Annotated in this window: 17 protein-coding genes and 1 tRNA gene; 15 read left to right on the forward strand and 3 right to left on the reverse strand. The window is 60.8% G+C overall.

Features of this window, described 5'->3' with window-relative positions; genetic code table 11:
- Positions 1-25: 25 nt before the first annotated feature.
- The 3 genes from bamC to ACL0K2_RS20545 all read left to right on the forward strand — a co-directional run bounded on the left by bamC (position 26) and on the right by ACL0K2_RS20545 (position 2,342).
- Positions 26-1,126, forward strand: coding sequence for an outer membrane protein assembly factor BamC (gene bamC, locus ACL0K2_RS20535; protein WP_413043310.1), 1,101 nt, complete (start codon positions 26-28; stop codon positions 1,124-1,126).
- 134 nt (positions 1,127-1,260) lie between these two features.
- Positions 1,261-2,130: a phosphoribosylaminoimidazolesuccinocarboxamide synthase gene (locus ACL0K2_RS20540; RefSeq protein ID WP_045162814.1), complete on the forward strand. Its 870-nt coding sequence runs from the start codon at positions 1,261-1,263 to the stop codon at positions 2,128-2,130.
- A gap of 122 nt (positions 2,131-2,252) precedes the next feature.
- Positions 2,253-2,342: transfer RNA gene (locus ACL0K2_RS20545), tRNA-Ser, on the forward strand.
- Positions 2,343-2,608: 266 nt separating this feature from the next.
- Here ACL0K2_RS20545 and ACL0K2_RS20550 read toward each other — a convergent pair.
- Positions 2,609-3,448: a helix-turn-helix domain-containing protein gene (locus ACL0K2_RS20550; protein WP_413043311.1), complete on the reverse strand. Its 840-nt coding sequence runs from the start codon at positions 3,446-3,448 to the stop codon at positions 2,609-2,611.
- A gap of 597 nt (positions 3,449-4,045) precedes the next feature.
- Here ACL0K2_RS20550 and ACL0K2_RS20555 point away from each other — a divergent pair.
- The 6 genes from ACL0K2_RS20555 to ACL0K2_RS20580 all read left to right on the forward strand — a co-directional run bounded on the left by ACL0K2_RS20555 (position 4,046) and on the right by ACL0K2_RS20580 (position 10,866).
- Positions 4,046-4,942 carry an alpha/beta hydrolase family protein gene (locus ACL0K2_RS20555; protein ID WP_413043312.1) on the forward strand — a complete coding sequence of 299 codons (897 nt, stop codon included), beginning with the start codon at positions 4,046-4,048 and terminating at the stop codon, positions 4,940-4,942.
- 241 nt (positions 4,943-5,183) lie between these two features.
- Positions 5,184-6,851, forward strand: a complete 1,668-nt coding sequence (gene ggt / locus ACL0K2_RS20560; RefSeq protein ID WP_413043313.1) for a gamma-glutamyltransferase — start codon at positions 5,184-5,186, stop codon at positions 6,849-6,851.
- Between the two features lie 195 nt (positions 6,852-7,046).
- Positions 7,047-7,694: a hypothetical protein gene (locus ACL0K2_RS20565; protein WP_045162801.1), complete on the forward strand. Its 648-nt coding sequence runs from the start codon at positions 7,047-7,049 to the stop codon at positions 7,692-7,694.
- Positions 7,695-7,917: 223 nt separating this feature from the next.
- Positions 7,918-9,369 (forward strand): GMC oxidoreductase, encoded by a 1,452-nt coding sequence (locus ACL0K2_RS20570; RefSeq protein ID WP_413043314.1) that lies wholly within the window; start codon positions 7,918-7,920, stop codon positions 9,367-9,369.
- A gap of 8 nt (positions 9,370-9,377) precedes the next feature.
- Entirely contained in the window at positions 9,378-9,797 is a 420-nt protein-coding gene (locus ACL0K2_RS20575) for a hypothetical protein (protein WP_045162799.1), read from the forward strand.
- Positions 9,798-9,864: 67 nt separating this feature from the next.
- Positions 9,865-10,866, forward strand: coding sequence for a 2-hydroxyacid dehydrogenase (locus ACL0K2_RS20580; protein ID WP_413043315.1), 1,002 nt, complete (start codon positions 9,865-9,867; stop codon positions 10,864-10,866).
- Positions 10,867-10,881: 15 nt separating this feature from the next.
- Here ACL0K2_RS20580 and ACL0K2_RS20585 read toward each other — a convergent pair whose 3' ends face one another.
- Both ACL0K2_RS20585 and ACL0K2_RS20590 read right to left on the reverse strand, forming a co-directional pair.
- A complete protein-coding gene (locus tag ACL0K2_RS20585; protein WP_045162797.1) occupies positions 10,882-11,904 on the reverse strand; it encodes an AraC family transcriptional regulator in 1,023 nt (340 codons plus the stop codon).
- Between the two features lie 10 nt (positions 11,905-11,914).
- Entirely contained in the window at positions 11,915-12,829 is a 915-nt protein-coding gene (locus ACL0K2_RS20590) for a GGDEF domain-containing protein (RefSeq protein ID WP_413043316.1), read from the reverse strand.
- A 965-nt stretch (positions 12,830-13,794) separates the two neighbouring features.
- Here ACL0K2_RS20590 and ACL0K2_RS20595 point away from each other — a divergent pair.
- The 6 genes from ACL0K2_RS20595 (at position 13,795) to ACL0K2_RS20620 (ending at position 22,395) form a co-directional block, all read left to right on the forward strand.
- Entirely contained in the window at positions 13,795-16,275 is a 2,481-nt protein-coding gene (locus ACL0K2_RS20595) for a TonB-dependent receptor (protein ID WP_413043317.1), read from the forward strand.
- Between the two features lie 84 nt (positions 16,276-16,359).
- Positions 16,360-18,291 (forward strand): phytase, encoded by a 1,932-nt coding sequence (locus tag ACL0K2_RS20600; protein ID WP_413043318.1) that lies wholly within the window; start codon positions 16,360-16,362, stop codon positions 18,289-18,291.
- A 93-nt stretch (positions 18,292-18,384) separates the two neighbouring features.
- Positions 18,385-19,092 carry a protein TolQ gene (gene tolQ, locus ACL0K2_RS20605; protein ID WP_413043319.1) on the forward strand — a complete coding sequence of 236 codons (708 nt, stop codon included), beginning with the start codon at positions 18,385-18,387 and terminating at the stop codon, positions 19,090-19,092.
- A 12-nt stretch (positions 19,093-19,104) separates the two neighbouring features.
- Positions 19,105-19,566: a protein TolR gene (gene tolR, locus ACL0K2_RS20610; RefSeq protein ID WP_413043320.1), complete on the forward strand. Its 462-nt coding sequence runs from the start codon at positions 19,105-19,107 to the stop codon at positions 19,564-19,566.
- The gene (locus tag ACL0K2_RS20615) at positions 19,563-20,399 is read left to right on the forward strand and encodes a TonB family protein (protein ID WP_413043321.1); all 837 of its coding nucleotides are present in this window, start codon (positions 19,563-19,565) and stop codon (positions 20,397-20,399) included. The genes tolR and ACL0K2_RS20615 overlap by 4 nt, the downstream gene beginning before the upstream one ends.
- 34 nt (positions 20,400-20,433) lie before the next feature.
- A complete protein-coding gene (locus ACL0K2_RS20620) occupies positions 20,434-22,395 on the forward strand; it encodes a PhoX family protein (RefSeq protein WP_413043322.1) in 1,962 nt (653 codons plus the stop codon).
- Positions 22,396-22,425 lie beyond the last annotated feature (30 nt).

The following is a 22,425-nucleotide window of genomic DNA, read 5'->3' on the forward strand; positions in this document are numbered from 1 at the left end:
CTGGTTTAATAATGAAGGAACACGCATGAAGCGACTGGCCGGCCTCTCGACCCTAGCCCTGATCATCTCTGGAACCAGCGGCTGTGGCTGGTTGTGGGGCGAAGACGGATATTTCCGCGACCGTGGCAGCGATTATCTGCAGGCGCGTCAGATGCCACCGATGCAGGCCCCGGCGGGTGCTGCGCTGCGCCCGATCGAGCCGCTGCTGCCGATTCCCCAGCAGGTAGCCGATACCCGCGCAACAGGCGAGTACGAAGTTCCGCGTCCTCAACGTCTGCTGATCGCCGAAGAGACCAGCGAGTTCAGCCTGCAGACATCGGAAGATGCGCGCTGGCTTGTCGCAATGCGTGCACCCTCTCAGGTCTGGGCGGCGGCCAGGCAATTCTTCACCGATAACGGCTTCCAGATCGCTGAAGAGCGGCCTCAGACCGGCGAGTTCACCACCGCCTGGCAGACGCGCGATCAGTTGGCTCCAGCCCTGGTGCGCAACCTTGGCCTTGGTGAAGGTGAGACGCGTGTTCGAGTTCGCATCGAGCCGGGCGTGCAGCGTGATACCAGCGAAATTTTCCTGCTCAGCGTTCAACGCCCTGCAGGCAGCAGTGCCGACGTCGCATGGCCTGACGCACCGGCCAATGCCGAGCTCGATCGGGTGCTACTCGATGAGTTGCAGGCAGGCTTGAACAGTAGCGCCGCGCAAGGCGGTTCTGCCTCGCTACTTGCCGAGCGGGAATTCGATGCGCCTAGCCGCGTGACGCTCAGTGAAGCAGGCAGCGGCACCCCGGTGCTGCAGCTCGATACCGACTTCAATCGTGCCTGGTCGAGCGTCGGGCGAGCGCTAGCCGCCAGCGACATCCTCGTCGAAGACCTGGATCGGAGCTTGGGCGTTTACTACATCAACCTATCGGAAGGCGCCGCGAATCCAGACGAAAAGCCCGGATTCTTCTCCCGCTTGTTCGGCGGGGCGCCAGACCGCGAAGAGATTGAAGCTCGCGCCGAGCGTTACCAGGTTCGCGTGACCGATGTGGGTGGCAACATCCACGTAACGCTCGACAAGGACCTCGACACCGTCGCACCCGCGGATGTTTCGCGTCGCGTGCTGACTATGCTCAAGGACAACCTGGACTGATTCGACGAATCAGCCCGCCCCAACCAATCCAGGCGAAACCCATCGGTTTCGCCTGTTTCGTTTGATGACAGACCTTTCGTTACGGTTGCCCGATTCCGCAGCGTACCGAAGGGTTGGTAACCGCGAGAATCGCCATGGCCATTTCCAATGCTCTCAGCTTGAAGAAAATCTATTCCGGCAAGGTTCGTGATCTGTACGAAATCGACGACAAGCGCATGCTCATGGTCGCCACCGATCGGCTCTCGGCGTTCGACGTGATTCTCGCCGAGCCGATCCCTGAAAAGGGCAAAATTCTCACGGCGATTTCCAATTTCTGGTTCGACAAACTCGCCCATCTCGTCCCCAACCACTTCACCGGTGACAGTGTTGAAGATGTGGTCCCTGCAGAGGAGTTGCCTCTGGTGGAAGGGCGCGCAGTGGTTGCCAAGCGCCTGAAACCTGTTGCGGTAGAAGCCATCGTGCGGGGTTACATCGTCGGCTCCGGCTGGAAGGAGTACCAGAAGAACGGCACCGTTTGCGGCATCCAGCTGCCGGCCGGGTTGAAGGAAGCTGCCAAGTTACCGCAGCCGATTTTTACTCCATCGACAAAAGCTGCCGTGGGCGACCACGACGAGAACATCTCCTTCGAGCAGTGCGAGGCCGTCATCGGCAAGGAGTTGGCAGCTCAGGTACGTGACACCTCCATTGCGCTCTACACCGCAGCCGTCGAATACGCGGCGACTCGCGGCATCATCATTGCCGACACCAAGTTCGAATTCGGTCTGGATGAACAAGGCCGTCTGACGCTCATGGATGAAGTGTTGACGCCTGATTCCAGCCGCTTCTGGCCCGCCGATAGCTATCAGGAAGGCAGCAACCCACCGAGCTTCGACAAGCAGTTCGTTCGTGATTGGTTGGAGTCTACCGGCTGGAACAAGGAGCCGCCTGCGCCGCCAGTTCCGGCCGACGTCGCGCAAAAAACCGCTGACAAGTATCGCGAAGCCCTGACGCGCCTTACTGCCTGAATCAGGCACCTGGTTGGACGCTCGGCCAGCTAGGCGAAGCTGGCGCAAGATGCTGAATAACGAGAAAAAAGATCCCGGCGGGGTTCGACAATCGTTCGCGAACTGCTATGATGCGCGCCGCTGGAGAGATGCCGGAGTGGCCGAACGGGACGGATTCGAAATCCGTTGTACCCTCGCGGGTACCTAGGGTTCAAATCCCTATCTCTCCGCCATTACATATAGCCTAAGTCCCTGAAATTCCTAGAGTTTCGGTGGCTTTTGCGTTTTGGTCAACGTAGCGTCGGCAGAAGTGTCATGGCTCGATTTACGTGTCGCTCGTCAGGCAGCTGAACGATTCGCTACGGTTGATAGAAGTCTTTGCCATGACTATCGGGCGTTGCTTGCCCACCCTTACGGTCGGCTTCGTTAACGCTCATGCTGCCGCCTTTAGCCATAACCATCTCTTGCTCAATTCGGTTTTTTCGGAAGGGCAAGAAGGTTACTTCCATGTGGATAGATGACGCAGCCTCGCAAGGGGCTCTTCGACGATATACCTCGCATTGACAGCCTTCGAAAAGGCATAGGAGAGGTTGACCCCGAAGAAGCCGCTATAGCACCGTGACAAGTGCGACGCATCGCTGAAGCCCGCCAGCTTTATCGCCGAAGCAGTGGGCACGCCAGACAATGTCAACGTGACGAATTCGACCAATCTGTACCACAAGCGATGCCTGCGCAGCGGCGTCCCGACATGGACGCTGAACAGCCGTATCAGTCCGGATTCTGAGAGGCCGACTTCGCTTGCCAGCGCGCGGACCGAGATATTCAGTGAAGCGGTATGCCTGAGGCGCTCGATCACATAGATGATGCGTGGATCGGGGCTTGCGATATCGCTGGTTGTACAGCCATGAATAAGGGCCTCCACGCGCCTCTGTGCCTCTTGGAAATCCGGCGCTTCATCGCGCAGCTGAATCAGGCTGGCCGCCAACTGCCTCTCTTCTGCCAGGTTGTGGTAGACGCCAGCGGTGATCGACCTCATTCGGCGCTTCAATACCTGGAAATCCAGCTTCGCCGCGTCCAGATAACAGGCCGACATCACGCCTCCCTGGTTTTCGATGCTTATCCTGGTGCCGGCCGGAATGAGAATGCTCCTGGCGTCGATCCAGCCTCCGTCCCCGCGGACCTGAAATCTCACAGATCCTTCAAGACAGACCAGCAATGCCGAGGCAGCCGAGTGCAAATCTCGGATGCGCAATTGGGTGCGGCCCAGATAGATATAACGCCTGCTTGAGACGTAGATCAGTGCTGGCCTGGATTGTTGGCTGCAACCAGAATGGGTCATGGCCTATTTTTTTGTTGTTGTTTTTATACCGGATAGTTGCTTCTAGCCATCATTTGACGGCTTTTATTCCAACCACCTGGGCTGCAAAGCTGCGGCTAGTGTAGTTCCCGCTACAGACCTGTCAAAAAGCGCAAGGCACGAAGTGTCAGGCGGAAAATTTAGATCCTCGGCGGAGCGAAAGGAGCTCTGGTCGGAGTGCGACTTATTATTGTGTCGATGCGTTGGTTAATGCCTTCTCGTCTTATTTCAATACATTCACGTTAATTATTCGGTGTATGCATGGGCACTGGCCACAGCGCAGCCGGACGGCCTGACGCTTGGGATTTGGCATCATTGCCCGCGCTAGGCGGTTCGACACGAGACAGTGCGTGGCAATGCTGCCGAAATATCCAATGGAACTTTTCGCTTAATTAGTTACAAGTTACATGAGGTGGTCGAACGAGTGAGTCGCTTCCGTGAACGCCCGGTGACTTGTATGAATTGAGCGTGATCGGTGATTGTTTACGGCTTATCGCCCTTGTTAGTTTTTTGTTCAGGCGCCTTGCTGTATGCGGTGCCATCAGCAACTAGCGAGAACAATAACAAGAGGCGAACTGTATGAAGATCAAGATATCAATGGTGAGAAGTGCGCTGCTGATCACTTCACTACTGGCAAGTGCCTATGCGTTCTCCGCACCTGGTCCGTCCGCTCCTTGCACGGACTGTACGCGGGGGCCTAATCCAACGGTTGCCTCGCTCAAGAGCAGGTCCGGGCCGTTCAACGTCGACAGGTTTTCAGTATCCGGGTACTTGAAAGGTTTCGGGGACAGCACGGTGTATTACCCCACCAACGCCACCGGGAAGATGGGGGCGATCGCAGTCATCCCCGGCTATCTGTCCTATGAAAACAGCATTGATTGGTGGGGGCCGCGTCTGGCTTCGCATGGTTTCGTGGTCATGACGATGAATACCAACACCATCTACGACCAGCCCGATAGCCGCGCTACGCAGCTCAGCCGAGCGCTGGACTACCTCATCGAACAGAGCAACAGCCGCTACAGCCCGATCGCTGGCAAGGTCGACAGTACACGTCTGGGCGCCATCGGATGGTCGATGGGCGGGGGTGGCTCGCTCAAGCTTGCGACCGAACGGTCGCTCAATGCGATTATCCCGCAGGCGCCTTATTACGCCGGCCTCAACAGTTTCAGTACGATCAAGACGCCTGCGATGATCTTGGCGTGCGGTGCCGATGTGGTGGCGCCGGTGGCTGCGCATGCATCGCCGTTCTACAACAGAATCCCAAATACCACCTCGAAGGCCTTTCTGGAGATCTACGGCGGCTCGCACTTTTGCGCCAATTCCGGCTATCCCAACGAAGACCTGCTCGGGATGTATGGCATCTCGTGGATGAAACGCTTCATCGATTTTGATCGCCGCTATGATCAGTTCCTCTGTGGACCCAACCATGAGGCGGATCTCAGCATTTCCGAGTACCGCGAGAACTGCGATTACTGAGACCGGCGCGCTTGGGCAGAGGGATGGTCCAGCTCGCCTCTGAGTCATAGGGGCGAGCGCTTTGCGGCTCGATGCCGAGCGGCCCAACGATGCAACGCGATGGTTCATGGGGCGTTCTCGCCATCGGTCGACGGATATGGCCGGGCCTGGTTCGCGTCAATACTCGTCTATCTTGTTGATTGTTCACCGTGCGTCCGTCTCCCGTCGCCCGGCCAGAAACCAACAAAAAGGATAGAGCCACATGCGTCCACTACTCTGTGTCGCTTTGACCGTTTCGCTTTTCGCCAGTAGCCATGCCGCCCTTGGCGCCAAACTCGAAGGCGCGGCAGTTGCGGCGCCGGACGCCTACAGCGCGAAGGTCGCAGCAGGGGTGCTCAGTGCCGGTGGCAACGCGGTGGATGCGGCCGTGGCGACCGCTTTCACACTGGCCGTCACCTACCCGGAGGCCGGCAATATCGGCGGCGGCGGGTTCATGACTCTCTACATGGATGGCAAGCCCTACTTTCTCGATTACCGCGAAGTCGCACCCAAAGCGGCCAGCAAGCGCATGTATCTTGATGACAAGGGTGAAGTCATCGAAAACATCAGCCTGGTCGGCGCCAAGGCGGTCGGCGTTCCGGGAACGGTGTTGGGGCTGTGGGAGGCGCACCGGCGCTTTGGCACACTGCCCTGGAGCGAGCTGATCACGCCCGCCGTAGGCTACGCGCGCGAAGGCTTCAAAGTGGCTGATCAGCAATTCCAATACCGCGAGGATGCCGTCGGGCTGTTCAACGGTACGACCAACTTCGAAGCGTATTTCGGCGCCATGAGCCCAGGGATCAATTTCCGCCAGCCGGAGTTGGCCGAAACCCTCGAGCGCATCGCCGATCAGGGCGCTGATGATTTCTACAAGGGCAAGACGGCCGATCTGCTGGTCGCACAGATGCAACGTGACGGCGGGCTGATCACCAAGGAAGACTTGGCCGACTACCGCACCCTATGGCGCGAGCCGATGCGTATCGACTGGCGCGGCAAGAGCCTTTACACCGCTCCGTTACCCAGCTCAGGTGGCATCGCCCTGGCTCAGCTGATCGGTATCAAGGAGCAGCGTGCCGCCGATTTCAAGGACGTCACGTTGAATTCGGCGCGCTACATTCATCTGCTCGCTGAAATCGAGAAACGCGTATTCGCTGACCGTGCCGACTATCTCGGCGATCCGGATTTCTCCGATGTGCCGGTCGCGCAACTGATTGCCACGGATTATCTGGTGCGACGCGCCGCCGAGGTCAATCCAACGGCGATCTCGGCCACCGAACAGGTGCGGCCAGGGTTGGAACCCCGACAAACCACACACTTTTCCATCGTCGACGCCGACGGCAATGCGGTGAGTAATACCTATACGCTCAACTGGGATTTCGGCAGTGGGGTGGTAGTCCAGGGCGCGGGTTTCCTGCTCAACGACGAGATGGACGATTTCAGTGCCAAGCCGGGCGTTGCCAATGCATTCGGCGTGGTGGGCAGCGATGCCAACGCCATCGAGCCGGGCAAGCGCATGCTGTCTTCGATGAGCCCGAGCATCGTCGTCCAGGATGGGCAGGTCAGCCTGGTGCTCGGCACACCCGGTGGCTCACGCATTTTCACCTCCATTTTTCAGGTGCTGAACAACGTGTACGACTTCAACCTGCCGCTGGAAAAGGCTGTTTCGGCGCAACGCGTTCATCACCAACTGCTGCCCAAGGACACCATTTACTACGATGCCTACGCGCCACTCACCGGCGAAGTCGCGGATGAGTTGAAGGCGATGGGGTATGTCCTCGAGGATCAGGGCTGGTCGATGGGCGACATCCAGGCCATACGTGTGGAGGGCAAGACACTGCAAACCGCATCAGATCCGCGCGGCCGAGGCGTGGGTATGGTCATCAAGCCATGATGGTCTGCTGAATAACCCGTTGCGCGCGGCCGAAGAATTCCGCTAACACGATCGGTCGCGTCCTGCGGAACGGTTCGGCCCCGGCGCCCCTGTGATTGCTTACGCCTAACGTTTGCCTGCCGGCGCCTTTCGAGTGCGCCGGCACTGCGTGGTGATCGTGCTGTCTGAGCAGTTCACACCGCACCGAGGCTTCCGATGATCGAGTGGCTAAAAAATAACCATCAACTGATCTCGCTGATCATTTCCGCCAGTACGCTGCTGGTGTGGGTGTTCTACGCGCAGCTGTTACTGCTCAACTTCCGTCGGCAGCGCAAGCCGAGCCTAATCATCAATCGTGGTGCCGGCAGGGGGTTGAGTTCGCTCTGCCTGATTTCCAACATGAGCGCCGAGCCCATGTTCATTAACCAACTAGTGGTCTGCATCGAGACGTCCAAGGGCCCGCTGGAGCTCGATGTGACCGATATCCGGCAGAGCATCGATGACGAAGACGGCGCCTCGCCTGATCTGCCGATCCACCAGACTACCCATCAGGGGCCGTTGCGCAGCGGTGACTTCATCCACATCGGTACGTTTCAGGGCATGTTGCGTCGCGTCGCCGAGCGGCACGGCATTGAACTACAAGGTCACAAACCGGCCGGCGACTGGACGTTCCATACGCTGGAGATCCGTGCGGTGGCGTACTACGGCCCTGAACGTCATCCGATCGGTGTTCTACGGCGGTTTCGTCTGGGCGACGGTGAGCCGGAATGCATCCTGGTGCCGGAAAGCCCGTTTACCCATCAACTGCTGTCGCGTCGTGATCGCCGCAGGGTGCGCCAGTGGCTAAGGGAATCGCTTGGGTAAGAACGGCTGTTGATCGGGGTGGATGCGTCTGGCTCGACGCTTCACTACGAAAGGGTTCGGAACTTGAGCGGCTGATGGCGGTCTCGTTTAGCTGGCAATGCTGCCGGCGGGCGAGCCCCGTAACGGTAACGGATGCTTGCGATGTGCAGCGTGTAGCGTGGTTGCGCAATTGATTACGGCAGCTCGTCCGCGGACAAGCTTGCGATATGGAAGGGTAGTTCGCGTGGAAATCAACCGCATAAGCGCAAGGGATGTCGACAAATCACATTATGAGTTGGTGGTAATCGGGTCGGGTTTCGGGTCCAGTTTCTTTCTGACCGAAGCGTTGAAGCACCTTACCGGACGCGCCTTGATCATCGAGTGGGGCGATTTTCATCCCTGGGATTGGCAGATCCAGACCCAGAGCAGTTCGGCGATCACACCGGAATCCACCTACGACAACCGTGGCGAGAAGCCCTGGAACACCACTATTGCACTCGGCGGTGGCATGAATTGCTGGTACTCGCAGACGCCGCGATTGCACCCCAGCGATTTCGCCATCCGAAGTCGCTACGGCGTTGGCAACGATTGGCCGCTGAGCTACGACGACCTCGAGCCGTACTACTGTCAGGCCGAGCAGATCATGTCGATTGCCGGTGACCCGGACATGGGCAAGGTGCTGCCACGCAGCCAGCCATTTCCGCAGCCACCGCACAAGGGCTCCTCGATCGACATACTGATGAAGGAGGCGATGCCCGATCATCACTTCATCATGCCGACCGGGCGCGCTCGGGTCGCGACCGGCACCCGCGGCGTCTGCTGCGCCAATGCCACCTGCAATCTCTGCCCAATGAACGCCAAGTTCACTGCGCAGAATGGCCTGGCCGAGCTGTACAGCCATCCGAAAGTGGACGTCTGTCTGAAGACCGAGGTCCGCACGCTCGAATACGAAGGCAGCACCATCAAAGGCGTGACGCTGCGGGCCGAGGACGGTGAGTTCAAAGTGTTCGGTGATCTGTTCGTGCTCGGCGCCAATGCCATCCAGAGCCCGGCTATTTTGCTGCGCTCGGATATCGATTTCGGCGAAACCGGTATGGGCCTGCATGAACAGGTGGGGGCTAACGTCGAGGTCTATCTCAACGGCCTGGGCAATTTCGACGGCAGCACCATCACCACTGGCCTGAACTATTCGCTTTACGACGGTGACTTCCGCAAGGAGCACTCGGCGTGCCTGGTTTATTTCGAGAACCGCTGGCCCTACGGCCTGCGCCCCGAACGTGGACGCTGGAACGAGACATTACCCTTGATGCTGGTCAGCGAGGATTTGCCCAACGTGAAGAACCGGGTTGTGATCGATCCGCAAAGCGGGCAGCCGATCATCGACTATCAAGGCGAGTCCGAGTACGGCATGAAGGGTGTTCAGTACGGTCTGGACAGCCTGGAAAAACTGCTCGCACCGCTGCCGGTCGAATCGATCAATTTCCGTGAATGGCGCCTGACCGAGTCGCACGTGCAGGGCACGCTGCGCATGGGGCAGGTCGATGACGGGTCAGTGGTGGATGGTCAGATGCTGCATCACCGCATGAGGAATCTGGTGGTGGTGGGGACGGCAACCTACCCGAGCTGTTCGCCGGCCAATCCCAGCCTGACGGCTGCGGCCCTGTCCATTCGCGCCGCCGATCTGCTGTATAGCTAAGGATGCCCATGAAGCGTCGTACGTTGTTACTTTCATCCGCCGCCACGCTTGGCCTGGCGGCGGTCGGTTCGGCCGCCTGGGTATACGAAGACCGTCAGGTATTCATTCCTGAACTGCTGCGCCAGCTCGTCGGTGATTTCCAGATGGCCGCCGAGGATCAGCGAAAATTCGTCGATGCATTGGCCGGACACTATGGGTCGCAGAAGCTTGCGGCGCTGATGGGGCTGTACAAGATTCGTCAGGAAACCGGTGCCGGCAGTGCTTATACCGATCTTCGGGTGGATAACTTTGAACGCCGTTTGCTGACCGACTTCATGGTCTCGACCGATTATCTGCGCCATCAGCACGAGTCCCGTCCGACGGTGTCTTTCCTGGGGTACCGGTTGCCTTGTAGCAACCCCTACGCGCGGTTCGACGGGCTGGCCTGATCTGATCCCAAGGGGGCATTTCGCGGCGAGCCCGCGCCCCGGTGATCCGCTCTCAGGAGGCAAACCCATGCGTATCGCGGTATTCAGCACCAAACCCTACGACCGCCGGTTTCTCGATCAGGCCAATCAGGCGCACGGACATGAGCTGGTCTACTTCGACCCGCAACTGACGGTGGAAACAGCACCGCTGGCGGCGGGTTTCCGTGGAATCTGTGCCTTCGTCAATGACCGGCTCGATCGCGAAGTGTTGCAGGTGCTGCGGGCCAGCGGGACCGAGTTGATCGCCCTGCGCTCGGCCGGGTTCAACAATGTCGATCTGGCCGAGGCGGAGCGGCTCGGGATGACCGTGACGCGTGTACCGGCTTATTCGCCGCATGCCGTGGCGGAGCATGCGGTCGCGTTGCTGCTGAGCCTCAATCGGATGACCCATCGCGCCTACAACCGCGTGCGTGAGGGCAACTTCGCACTCGATGGGCTGCTGGGTTTCGATCTCTATGGCAAGACCGTGGGTGTGGTCGGCACCGGCAAGATCGGGCTGGTTTTTGCCGAGATCATGCATGGTTTCGGCTGCAAGGTACTGGCCAGCGATCCCTTTCCCGATGCCCAGGCCAAGGCATTCGTGCACTACGTGCCATTGGACACCCTGCTGGTCGAAGCCGATATCGTCTCGCTGCATTGTCCGCTGACGCCTGAAACTCATCACCTGATCGATGCTCGGGCTATTGCCCGGATGAAAGATGGCGTCGTACTGATCAACACCGGGCGCGGTCGGGTAGTGGATACCAAGGCCGTCATCGACGCGCTCAAGAGCGGAAAAATCGGTCGGTTGGGCCTGGATGTGTACGAAGAGGAAGAACAGCTGTTCTTTCAGGACCTGTCCCAGCGTGTCATCAGTGACGACCTCTTCATGCGCCTCACGACGTTTCCCAACGTGCTGATCACCGGCCACCAAGCGTTTTTCACCGCCGAGGCACTGGGCAACATTGCCGAAACCACCCTCAGCAATATCTGCGCATTCGAAAGCGGCACCGGCGAGCTTCGGAGAGTCACGGCCGACAAACGGGTTTGAACGGGCGAGTGGGGGCTATTCGAACAACTGACGCAGGCCGCTCGGCACCAGGCCGGTCCAGCGCTTGAACGAGCGGCGGAAATTGGTCGTGTCGTTGAAGCAGAGATAGCTCGCCACTTCCTCGTTGCTATAACCCTTCATCTGGTAGAGATAGAGCGCGACGTGTTTACGCACCAGGTCGAGTTGTTCCTGAAAGTGCGTCCCGTGCTTTTGCAGCTTGCGCTTGAGAGAGGCCGGGCTCATCTCGAAGGCCAGCGCGACCCGTTCGAGATTCAGTGGCGTGCGGATATTGGCGTGCAGATATTCGTACAACTGATCGACGAAGCTGCTTTGCCAGCCGAGGCTCGCCAGTTCGGCGTGGCTGGCATTTCGGGCAACCTGACCGGCAGTTGCCGAGGCATTCGGCCAAGGTTTGTGCAGGTATTCGCGCGGCACGCTCATCATCGTCAGCTGGCTGTCGAAGGCCAGATCCTCACCCATATGGACCCAGTACTGTTCGATGTGGCGCGGTTGCGAATAACTGAAATGAAAGCGCCACGGCAGCCGCTCGCCCGACAGTCGACGGCTCATCGCGACTACCGCCGTCAGGCTGGCTTCAGCGAGAAACCGGCGCAGTTCGTCCGTTCCCCAGCTTTCCACCCAATACAGATGAGCCTGCTTTTCATCGAGCAGCAACCGCGGTGTCAGCAGGGGACTGAGCATCGCGCGCAGGTATTGCAGATGCTCCAGTGCCTGGAGCAGCGTACTGGCGTGGTTCAGCGCATGGCTGGTTTCGCCGTAATGACCAGGGAGCAATCGTTGGCCAAGCAGGAAACTGCTGTCGTCGGCATCCAGCAAGCGCTGAGCGTTGGCGATCAGGGCAAGATACTGAGCGGGGCTGAGGCGCGCACGGCCGCTGGTGACGTCCTCGTAAAACAAACCCGTGCCGCGCAACAGCTGATGGCTATCGATTCCCCGTGATAATGCCAGATCGATCAGTACGGCCGGCTGATGATGGGCCGCGATGAAGCGTGTGTCGCACTCGTAGCCGATGGCCATGGTTCGCTCCTCAGGCGCAGCGCGGTAGCTGCTGCTTGGCCTTGGCCAGGCCTAGGTTGAGGCGCTTGAGAAGCTGCTCGGCATCTTCATCGAAGGCCATCACCGCCGCGCTGCTGGCGCGCAGGTGTACCCGTTCGCCATGCTGAGCGGTCTTGTGTGCCAGGCTGGCCACGGCCTGTTGCAACTCCCTGGCGATCAAACGGGCCTGGGTCTCGCCGGTGTTCGGCAACACCGCGACGAAACGATCCCCGGCCAAGCGGCAAAGCAGGTCCTGGCGGCGCAGGTTGAGCAGCAGCAGTTGCGCCATGGCCTGCAAAATGGCGTCGCCCTCGGTTTGACCATAGCGCTGGTTGATCGCGCTGAAATCATCCAGATCCACAACCACCAGGGACAGCGGTTGTTGCTCCGAGCGGGCTTGGGAAAGGGCCAGTTGCACTTGCTGGCGTAGGTACTCGGCGGCGCCCAGCGGCGTCAGCTTGTCGAACAGACGGTGCTCGCGGAAGCCTTTTTCGCGCTTGTTCATCTGCTGGCTGATGGCGCGCTGTTCCTGGTTCAGGTGGTAGATGCCCAGTGTCAGCAGTAGCAGACCGATGGGCATCGGTGCGGTTTCCAGCCAGTTGTCCCAAATCGCCAGTTCCGGCAAATGGATGAATTCGTCCAAGGTGTCCATCCACCAGGAAAAGAACACGCAGGCCAAGCCCAGCGCCAGCAGTCGTGTCACCCGACCGGCCGGGCGGCTGTGCAGCAGCATCATCAGCCAGGCGAGGGCCAGCACGGCCGAGCCGCCTTCGCCGGCGACGTCCATCCAGTTGATCTCGCCCCAGGTTTTGATTTCACCTGTGGCGAGGTAGATCTGCAGACCGGCGTTGGCCGCGAACGCGAGGCCGATCAAGGTGAAGGTGTGGAGTTTCAGCAGGGATTTCATCGGGTCTCCGTGGCGAGGACGCGCCGGTGCGTGAGGGCACGGAAACAGATGAATGTGACGGTTGGATGAATGGGGTGGGGGTTGAATTGGCTCAGGGCTTTTTAGGGATAGGTTTAAAGGCGGCGCTGCTTAGGTTCAGCGTTAGGCTTATTGGCGAGTTGGTTGAGAGCTTGGTTTCGCCCTGCTGGGCGAGTCACTTTTTCTTGTGTGGCCAAGAAAAAGTAACCAAAAAGAAGGCCACCCCTGCATCCGGACTGGGCGTCCCCGGTTTGCTTCGCAAAACTTCCCTCCCTCCGGCGCTGCTCCGGGGGTCGTCGCGAAGGGACATCCATGTCCCATCACTCCTCGCTCGGCATCCATGCCTCGCGTCCCCCTGCGCAGCACCTACGTTCGGCCTCCTGAAGGGGAATCGAGTCCGAGTTGTCTGAAAGTTTGGGCACAGCGAAACAAGAACGCTTTGCTTGTTTCATAACAAATGATCTACCTGACGACGCCGAACGCCCCTTTCAGGAGGCCGAATGGAGTCCGCGCGGAGGGGAGCGAGCGGCATGGATGCCGCGAGAGGCGTAAAGGGCCATGGATGGCCCTTGTACGCCGGCCCCCGGAGCGCGGGTGGAATGAGGGAAGTCGAGCGAAGCGAGACCCGGATGCAGGGCAAGACCTTTTGGTTCCTTTGGGCGGGGCCGGCCATCCGGCAACTGCCAAAAGGGACTCGCCCAGCAGGGCGAAACCAGCATTTCAGATCACGCTGTAACGGGCAGCGGCACGAACCGCTCCTCCACACATGCCTCCCCCCGCGCCCCACCAAAACAGGTCATATCAGCTCAATTTCCACCCAAAACCACCCCAATCAGCGCCCGCTGGCGCTCCAGCACCACCCTCTGTCACAGAACCGCCATATCCCGACCCTACCGTCCGCTGCAGTTCCGGGATGGACCCGGTAATCAGCGTTCGGGGGATTATTCATGAGCACATACCGCAGCGGCATCCGCCATGCAGGATTCCGCATCAGCCTGCTGGCCCTGGCCGTGAGTGCCGGTTCGGCCTGGGCCGAGGAGCCGCTTGTCATGGAGCACGTCGAGGTGATCGGCCAGGCCGTCAGCATCGACGAGGCATTGAGGGAACAGCGCAGCTCCGACAGCGTGAAAAGCGTGGTCCATGCCGATGGCATCGGCCAGCTGCCGGACGACAACGCCGCTGAAGCCTTGCAGCGCATCCCTGGCCTGTCTGTGGAGCGCGATCAGGGTGAAGGCCGCTTCGTCAGCGTGCGCGGCATCGCGCCGGACCTCAACAGCGTCACCATCAACGGCACCCTGGTGCCCTCACCGGAAAGTGGCCGGCGCGCGGTGGCGCTGGATGTGCTGCCGTCCGAACTGGTGCAGTCGCTTTCGGTGGTCAAGGCCCTCACACCAGACATGGACGCCAACTCCCTGGGCGGCACCATCGAGGTGGAGAGCCTGTCCGCCTTCGACCACGACGGCCTGTTTTACAGCCTCAGCACCGAAGCCAGCTACGACGAGAACGTCGGCAAGACCAGCCCGAAATTCTCCGGTGCCATCAGCAACCGCTTCAGCCTGGGCGATGGCGTAGATAACTTCGGCGTGGCCGCGGCACTGAGCTGGCAGGACCGCGACTTCGGTTCGGACAACGTGGAAACCGGTGGCGCCTGGGATTTCGAAGACGGCGCCCGGCTGGAAGAATTCGAGCAGCGTGACTACGAGATTACCCGCGAGCGCACCGGATTTGGCCTGAACTTCGATTACCAGCCGGACGACCTCAGCAGCTACTACCTGCGCACGTTGTACAGCCGCTTCAAGGACACCGAGACTCGCAACGCAGCCGGCGTCGAATTCGAAGATGCGCAACTGGCCGGTGAACTGGGCGATGCCGAGGGTTGGCGTGAGCTGAAGTCACGCGAGGAAACCCAGACCATTCAGTCCTACGTGTTCGGCGGCGAACGCATGATGGGCCTCTGGACCCTCAGCGGTCAGGTCGGCTACAGCGAGGCCCGCGAGCGCAACCCGGGCGGCATTTCCAGCGCGACCTTCGAAGGTGACTTCACCGACGTCGGTTTCTCGAGCACGGGCAAGCCACGGCTGACCGTCGATCCGTCCTTCTATGATCCAGCCAGCTTCGAACTCGACGAAGTGGAGTGGGAGAAGACCGACGCCCGCGACAAAGAGAAGAACGTCCGCCTGGATCTGGCCCGCGATTACGACATCCAGGGCTACGCCTCCCAGCTCAAGTTCGGTGGCAAGCTCAGCCGACGCGACAAGACCAATGACGCCGAGATCTGGGCTTACGACGATTTCGACGACCTGACCCTGGCCGACTTTCAGAGCGGTAAGGTCGACTATGCCCTAGGCCGCTTCGGCTCGGGAATCAGTGCCGGCGGGCTGGAAGGCTTGATCGGCGGGCTGGACGCGAGCGAGTTCTACGATGACGAGGAGTCGCGCATCGGCGACTTCGACATGAGCGAAGACATCAACGCTGCGTATTTTATGAACACCGTGGACTTGGACAAGTGGCGCATCATCGCCGGGCTGCGCTATGAGGGCACCGAGTTCAGCGCCAAGGGCACCGGCCTGCGCGACGGTGAGTTCGAAGCCGTATCCAGCGACAACCGTTACGACCACTGGCTGCCGGGTTTGCATGCGCGCTATGAGCTGACGCCCGATACCTTTGTCCGGGCGGCCTGGACCAATACCGTGGTGCGTCCGACGTTCGAGCAGCTGGCGCCTGGCTTCGTCATCGATGGCGAAGATGCGGAGTTCGGCAACCCGGACCTCAAGCCGCTGGAATCGATGAACTACGACCTGGGCATCGAGCACTACATGGGCCGCGCGGGCGCCGTGTCGGCTTACCTCTTCTACAAGGACATCGACAACTTCATCTACAACACCGATCTGGCCGGCACGGGCCAATGGACCGGATTCGACGAAGCGCTGAGCTTCGAGAACGGCAGCAGCGCCAAGCTCTACGGTGTCGAGTTGGCTTATTCGCAGAAGCTCGATTGGCTACCGGCACCCTGGAATGGCGTGCTGCTGGGCGCCAACGCCACCTTCAGCAAGTCCGACGCGGACATCGAAGGGCAGGGCAGTCGTCGCAGCATCGACCTGCCGAACCACTCCGATACCGTCGGCAATTTGATGGTCGGCTGGGAAAACGATGTGTTCAACATGCGTCTGGCCGCCAACTACAAATCCGAGTACCTGGCCGAAGTGGCCGGCATCGACGACGAAGCCCACGACCTCTACGCCGACGATCAGCTGTTCCTGGACTTCAAGGCCGGCTATTTCATCACGCCGAACCTGCAGGTGACGCTCGAAGCGTTGAACCTCACGGACGAGTCCTACTTCGTCTACACCGGGCGCAGCAACTTCAACGCCCAGTACGAGGAATACGGTCCGACCTACAAGCTCGGCCTGACCCTGACGCACTTCTGACCCTTTTCGACTTATTCGCCGCCCCGTCTCCGCTCTGTTCCCCTTTCAGAGCGGTGGCGGCCAGCGGCTGCTGATTGGAAAACCATGTACATGACTTTGCATAAACCCATGTTGCTGAGCCTCTGCATTGCGCTCGCGGCCTGTCTGTCCGGAGCGGGCGTCGAGTCTGGCAAGCAGACGGCGCCGAGCCTGAGCATCGCGGCTTCAACTCCGCTGGAAGCGCAGAGCGCGCAGCTGATTTCAGAAACAGGCTTCTGGCAGGACGCTTCTCGACTGGTGGTTCGGCCGGACTCGCGCGGCCTGCAGATACTCGACGCCAAGGGCGCGGTAATCAGCGATTTCAAAGGCCGCTTCGAAGGCCTGGATCATCGTGTCGGTGCGCAGGGCATGTTGATCGCAACCCTCGATCGCAAGCGGCAACAGGCCGTGTTGCTAGGGCTTGACCGTCAGCATCGCTGGAGCCTGCCGCTGTACATTCCGCGAACGGACTTCGCCATCGAGGGGCTGTGCTTGTTCCGCGACGCGGCGCGTAACAGCTTCCTCTTTCTGGTCGGTGAAGAAGGTATCGGCGAGCAATGGCTGGTCGCCGCCGACATGCGCCCACTCTCGACGCCGCAGCGCGTACGCGGCCTGAGCCTGCCGCCGGAAAGCGGCTACTGCCAGGTGGATGATCAAACCGGCGAGCTGATCGTCAACGAAGAAGGCGTGGGACTCTGGCGTTACGCGGCGGATGCTGAAGCACCGCTCGTACGCCAACCCGTGGATATGGTTCAGCCGTTCGGTGGGATCGCTGAGGCCGCTGCCGGCATGGCACTGGTGCCGGGCGGATTGCTTGCGCTGGATCCCGAAGCCAGCGCGCTGCACCTCTATGGGCGAGACGCCGACAGCTGGCGCAGCCATTCGGTACTGCCGCTCGAAGGCTTCGACGAGCCCGAGCAGATCAGCGCCCGATTGACCAAGCGTGGCATCGAGCTGCTGCTGAGCGATGAGCGTGGCGCCCATGTGGCTATGTTGGATTGGCAGCCTCCAGTGCCTACCGCGACGCCTGTCATTCCGATGTTGCCGGCTCAGGTCCAGACCGACCCGGTGCCGCACCTGGGGGATGCAGCCGATGACCCGGCGATCTGGGTCAACGCCAAGGACCGGACCAGAAGCCGTGTGCTGGGTACCGACAAGAAGGGCGGGCTCGGCGTGTACGACCTGAACGGCAAGCAGCTCCAGTACCTGCCCGTCGGGCGGTTGAACAACGTGGACGTGCGCACTGGCTTTGTTCTTGGCGGCAAGCAGGTTGACCTCGCAGTAGCCAGCAACCGCGATCAAAACAGCCTGCACCTGTTCGCCATCGATCCCATGAGCGGGCAGGTGAGCGACATCGGCCAGATCGCCACGCCGATCACCGATATCTACGGCCTGTGCATGTTCAAGGACCGCCAGAGCGCCATCCACGCGATCGCCAACGACAAGGACGGCACCTTTCTGCAGTACCGCCTGGATGGTTCCAGCGGCTCGCCGCGCGGGGAGCTGGTGCGGCAGTTCAAGGTTGCCAGTCAACCCGAGGGATGCGTGGCCGATGACCGCACCCAGCGGCTCTTCGTCGGTGAGGAGGACGAGGCAGTCTGGACACTGGATGCCCGTGGCGATGCCCCGGCGAAGCTGGAAAAGGTCATCGGAGTCGGCGGCCCGCTGCATGACGACGTAGAGGGGCTGGCGCTCTACCAGGGTGCGAAGGCCGATTACCTGGTGATCTCGAGCCAGGGTAACGACAGCTATCTGGTACTGGATGCCGCCGCGCCTTACGCCGTTCGTGGCGCGTTCCGCGTCGGTTTGAATGCCGAGCGCGGTATCGATGGCGCGTCGGAAACCGATGGGCTGGAAGTCACCTCCGCCAACCTTGGCGGTATCTGGAGCCGCGGCATGCTGGTGGTGCAGGACGGTCGCAAGCGCATGCCCGAAGGTGCACAGAACTACAAATACCTGCCATGGGCAGCGGTTGCCGACGCGCTAGGGCTGGACTGACCTCGGTCGCATGAATGCATCAGGCGACGCCCGCAACGTTGCCTGAAAGTAATAAACGAGTGCCGTCCCCCGGGGCGGCCGGAGGAAATATAGATGCAAAGTGAACACATGTCGGTCTGGGGTCTGGTCAGCGAGGCCAGCCTGGTGGTGCAACTGGTGATGGTGATTCTGGTGCTGGCCTCGATTGCCAGTTGGTACCTCATCATCCAGCGAGGCGCGGCCTTGCGCCGCAGCGAACGCCTTTTGAAAACCTTTCTGCAGCGCTTTCGTAGCGGCGCGGAACTGACGCAGTTGTATCGCGAGGGCAGTGATCAGCCGCTGCCCCGGGAGGCGGCCCTGCAGCACATCTTTCTCGCCGGCTATCAGGAATTCAGCCAGCTGCAACGCCAGCCGGGCATTGCGCCGGATGCGGTGATCGAGGGGGTCGAGCGCAGCCTGTATGTCGCGATTTCCGAGCAAGAAGAGCGTTTGGAAGGTGGCTTGCAGTTCCTCGCCACGGTCGGCTCGGTCAGCCCTTATATCGGCCTGTTCGGCACTGTGTGGGGGATCATGAACTCCTTCCTGGGCCTGTCCATGGTGCAGCAGGCGACGCTCTCCACGGTTGCTCCGGGCATTGCCGAAGCGCTGATCGCCACGGCCATCGGCCTGTTCGCGGCAATTCCGGCGGTGATGGCCTACAACCGTTTCTCTGCCCGCGGCCAGACCTTGAGCGCCCGCTATTACAGCTTTGCCAATGAGCTACAGGCACGCCTGCATCGTCGCTTGCATGCCGGTTCGCCCAGCGTCGCCGCTGCCGCCTGAAGGAGCTTCGCCATGCTGGTCAAACCGCAGCGTAAACACGGCCCCAAAGCCGAAATGAATGTGGTGCCTTACATCGACGTGATGCTGGTGCTGCTGGTGATCTTCATGGTGACCGCGCCGATGTTGGTGCAGGGCGTGAAGATCGAGCTGCCCAAGGTGGCGGCCGAGGCGATGCCCACCGAGAACGAGCGGCAGATCCTGACCCTCTCGGTTAAGGCCGACGGAGGCTTCTACTGGCACCTTGGCACCGAACTGAATGCTGAAGATCAGACCGACAGCGCTATCGACCTTGAGGATATGCGCGAGAAAGTCGCAGCAATCATCGCCGAGCGCGGCGACACCCAGGTCTACGTGCGTGCCGATGATGCTGCTGACTATGGCCGCGTAGTGGCCGGAATCGCCGAGCTGCAGCGCGGCGGGGTGATGAATCTCGGTCTGATTACCGAGGCGCCGTCCGAGCAGCTGGCGCCATGAGCAGTTTGAGCATGCCCCTGCCCAGCTTTCCGCTAGCCCGGCCGCAATGGCGCAGCCATGTCGGCGCCGCCGTGGCGACCGTCGCGCTACACGCAGCGGTGTTCGGTCTGTTGCTGCACGGCTGGACGCCGGATCTGAACGCGCCGAGTCAGACGCAGGTGCTCAAGACCCGGCTGATCAGCTTGCCAACCCCCACGCCGGTTACTGAAACCGTGGTCGAGCCCGAACCGACACCAGCCCCGGAACCGCTGGTGGAAAAATCCATCGAAGAACCGCAGATCGAACAGCAGCGCCTGGAACAGGCCGAGCTGGCGTACAAGCGCGCCGAACGGGAACGGCTGGCGGAAGAGGCGCGCATCACAGAGCAGCAACGCGTTAAAGAGCAGCAGCGCAAAGAGCAGCTGGCGCGCGAACGGCAGGAACGGATCGAGGTCGAGCGGCAGCAGCGCGAAGCCGAGCGTCGCGAGCAACTGGCCCGAGAGGAACAACAGCGCCAACAGGCGGCACGTGCCGAAGCGTCGGCCGCAGCCGAGCGGGCGCGACAGGAGGCCGCTGCAGCGGCGAGCCGCCAGTATTTGCCCATTGCCAAAGACGCACCTGACTACCCATCGCGAGCGTTGGACAAAGGCATCGAAGGCACCTGCACCGTCAGTTACTCGGTCAACCCGCAGGGACGGATCGAGAACCCAAAAGCGCTGGACGACTGTCACCCACTGTTTATCCGGGCGTCGATTACGGCTGCCAAAAGCTTTCGCTACCAACCTCGGATCGTCGACGGTCGCGCCGTGACCGTTCCCGAGGTCAAGAACACCTTTCACTACCGCATCCAGTGATGTGGCTGGACCCACTTTGCAGAATGAGCCATCAATGAACCAGGATTTCCAGAGTTTCCACGCCAATCTTTCTGCCCTGGACGACCAGACGATCAACCCGAGCGCCAACGTCTCGTTGGATCAGCTTGTCGATCGTAGCCGGCGTAACCTGCTCAAGGGCGGGATGGGCCTTGCCGCGTTGGGCTTTCTCGGCGGCAGCCTGGGCGCCTGTCGCAGCGCCGTGCAATCTGAGTCGCTGATCGGTTTCAAGGGCATCCCGACGCAGCTCGACCCGGCCTTCGACAGCGTGCAGGTAGCGCCGGGCTACAGTGCTCGGACGTTCTTTTCCTGGGGTGATGCCGTCATGGCCGACGCCCCGGAGTGGAACCCGGACGCCAACGACGATTGGCAGGCTCAGCTCAAGCAGGCCGGCGACAACCATGACGGCATGCATTTCTTTCCGTTCCCGGAGAACCCCGACAGCCACGGCCTGTTGGTAATGAACCACGAATACGTCAACCCGCCGCTGCACCCCAACGGCATGACATTCGTCGACGGCAAGCGCCCGCTGGATGAGGTGCGCAAGGAGCAGGCGGCCCACGGCGTCAGCGTTATCGAAGTGAAAAAAGACACGCAGGGTCAATGGCAGCGGGTCATGCCATCGCGCTACAACCGCCGCATCTCGGCAATGACGCCCATGGCCGTAAGCGGCCCCCTGGCCGGCAACGACGCGCTGAAAACCGCTTCCGACCCCAGCGGGCGCGAAATCATCGGCACACTGAATAACTGTTCCAGCGGCTTCACGCCTTGGGGCACCTATCTGGTGTGCGAGGAGAACTGGCACAACTACTTCGTCAACCATGACGCCGAGGACATGGCCAGGCGCGTATCACACAAGCGCTATGGCATCGAGGGCAAGGGCCTGAGCAAACTCTACGGCTGGGAAACCGCCGACCTGCGTTTCAATGCCACACCGGACCCGTCGCAACCCCACGGTGGCCATGTGAATGAGCCGAACCGCTTTGGTTGGGTGGTGGAGGTCGATCCGTTCGATCCGCAAAGCAAGCCGGTCAAGCGCACCGCGTTCGGCCGTTATTGCCGCGAGTGCTCGGTGCTTTCCCTGGGCGAGGACGGGCGTATGGCCTTCTATTCAGGCGACGACACCAAGGGCGAGTACGTCTACAAATTCGTCCCCGCCGGGCGTTATGTACACGGCGCCGATCAGGCCAACCGCAGGCTGCTCGACAGCGGCACGCTTTACGTGGCGCGGTTCAATGCTGACGGCAGCGGTGACTGGCTGGCGCTGGTTCACGGTCAGAACGGGCTCACGGCGGAGAATGGCTTCGCCGATCAGGCCGAGGTGCTGCTCAACGCGCGCGCCGCTGGCGACCAGGCGGGGGCGACGCCCATGGACCGCCCCGAATGGGTGGCGGTGCATCCTCGCAGTCGTGAGGTCTATGTAACTCTCACCAACAATGACGGGCGCGGCGTGACGCAGCCCACCGACAGGGCCAATCCACGACCGCACAACCTGCATGGTCAGATTCTGCGCTGGAGCGAGGAGGGCGCCAACCCCACCGCGACCACGTTCACCTGGGAAGTCTTTCTGCTGGCCGGCGAACAACCTGGAGCCAGGAGCTCAGATGGCCAGCCAGTGCCGGCCAACCTCACAGGGACCATAAATGGGGATATCTTTTCCTCGCCGGATGGGCTGGCGTTCGACGATGCCGGCCGGTTGTGGATCGAAACCGACTACGGTGATGAAGAAGCCGCGATGCAGGCCATGGGTACCAACCAGTTGCTCTGCGCCGACCCGAGGACGCGCGAGGTGCGGCGGTTTCTCGTTGGCCCGCGCGGGTGCGAGATCACCGGCATCACCTGGAGCCCGGACTACCGCGCCATGTGGATCAACGTGCAGCACCCCGAGCTGAGTTTCCCGGCCAGTGACGGCAAGACGCGCCCGCGCGCTTCCACGATCCTGATCACCAAGGACGATGGTGGTGTGATAGGCAGTTGACCGGCAGCGTTCGATTCGGTGGGCTAGGCT

The organism is Pseudomonas sp. YJ42 (genome assembly GCF_047225135.1).
In the GTDB taxonomy this organism is placed as follows: domain Bacteria; phylum Pseudomonadota; class Gammaproteobacteria; order Pseudomonadales; family Pseudomonadaceae; genus Stutzerimonas; species Stutzerimonas stutzeri_E.

Bases quoted from the DNA above. Each gene is read 5' to 3' on its own strand.
- tolQ (WP_413043319.1), top strand. From the start codon at position 18,385: ATGCAAAGTGAACACATGTCGGTCTGGGGTCTGGTCAGCGAGGCCAGC.
- tolR (WP_413043320.1), top strand. From the start codon at position 19,105: ATGCTGGTCAAACCGCAGCGTAAACACGGCCCCAAAGCCGAAATGAAT.
- ACL0K2_RS20555 (WP_413043312.1), top strand. From the start codon at position 4,046: ATGAAGATCAAGATATCAATGGTGAGAAGTGCGCTGCTGATCACTTCA.
- ACL0K2_RS20550 (WP_413043311.1), bottom strand. From the start codon at position 3,448: ATGACCCATTCTGGTTGCAGCCAACAATCCAGGCCAGCACTGATCTAC.
- ggt (WP_413043313.1), top strand. From the start codon at position 5,184: ATGCGTCCACTACTCTGTGTCGCTTTGACCGTTTCGCTTTTCGCCAGT.
- ACL0K2_RS20565 (WP_045162801.1), top strand. From the start codon at position 7,047: ATGATCGAGTGGCTAAAAAATAACCATCAACTGATCTCGCTGATCATT.
- ACL0K2_RS20580 (WP_413043315.1), top strand. From the start codon at position 9,865: ATGCGTATCGCGGTATTCAGCACCAAACCCTACGACCGCCGGTTTCTC.
- ACL0K2_RS20575 (WP_045162799.1), top strand. From the start codon at position 9,378: ATGAAGCGTCGTACGTTGTTACTTTCATCCGCCGCCACGCTTGGCCTG.
- ACL0K2_RS20590 (WP_413043316.1), bottom strand. From the start codon at position 12,829: ATGAAATCCCTGCTGAAACTCCACACCTTCACCTTGATCGGCCTCGCG.
- ACL0K2_RS20540 (WP_045162814.1), top strand. From the start codon at position 1,261: ATGGCCATTTCCAATGCTCTCAGCTTGAAGAAAATCTATTCCGGCAAG.
- bamC (WP_413043310.1), top strand. From the start codon at position 26: ATGAAGCGACTGGCCGGCCTCTCGACCCTAGCCCTGATCATCTCTGGA.
- ACL0K2_RS20615 (WP_413043321.1), top strand. From the start codon at position 19,563: ATGAGCAGTTTGAGCATGCCCCTGCCCAGCTTTCCGCTAGCCCGGCCG.
- ACL0K2_RS20600 (WP_413043318.1), top strand. From the start codon at position 16,360: ATGTACATGACTTTGCATAAACCCATGTTGCTGAGCCTCTGCATTGCG.
- ACL0K2_RS20620 (WP_413043322.1), top strand. From the start codon at position 20,434: ATGAACCAGGATTTCCAGAGTTTCCACGCCAATCTTTCTGCCCTGGAC.
- ACL0K2_RS20595 (WP_413043317.1), top strand. From the start codon at position 13,795: ATGAGCACATACCGCAGCGGCATCCGCCATGCAGGATTCCGCATCAGC.
- ACL0K2_RS20585 (WP_045162797.1), bottom strand. From the start codon at position 11,904: ATGGCCATCGGCTACGAGTGCGACACACGCTTCATCGCGGCCCATCAT.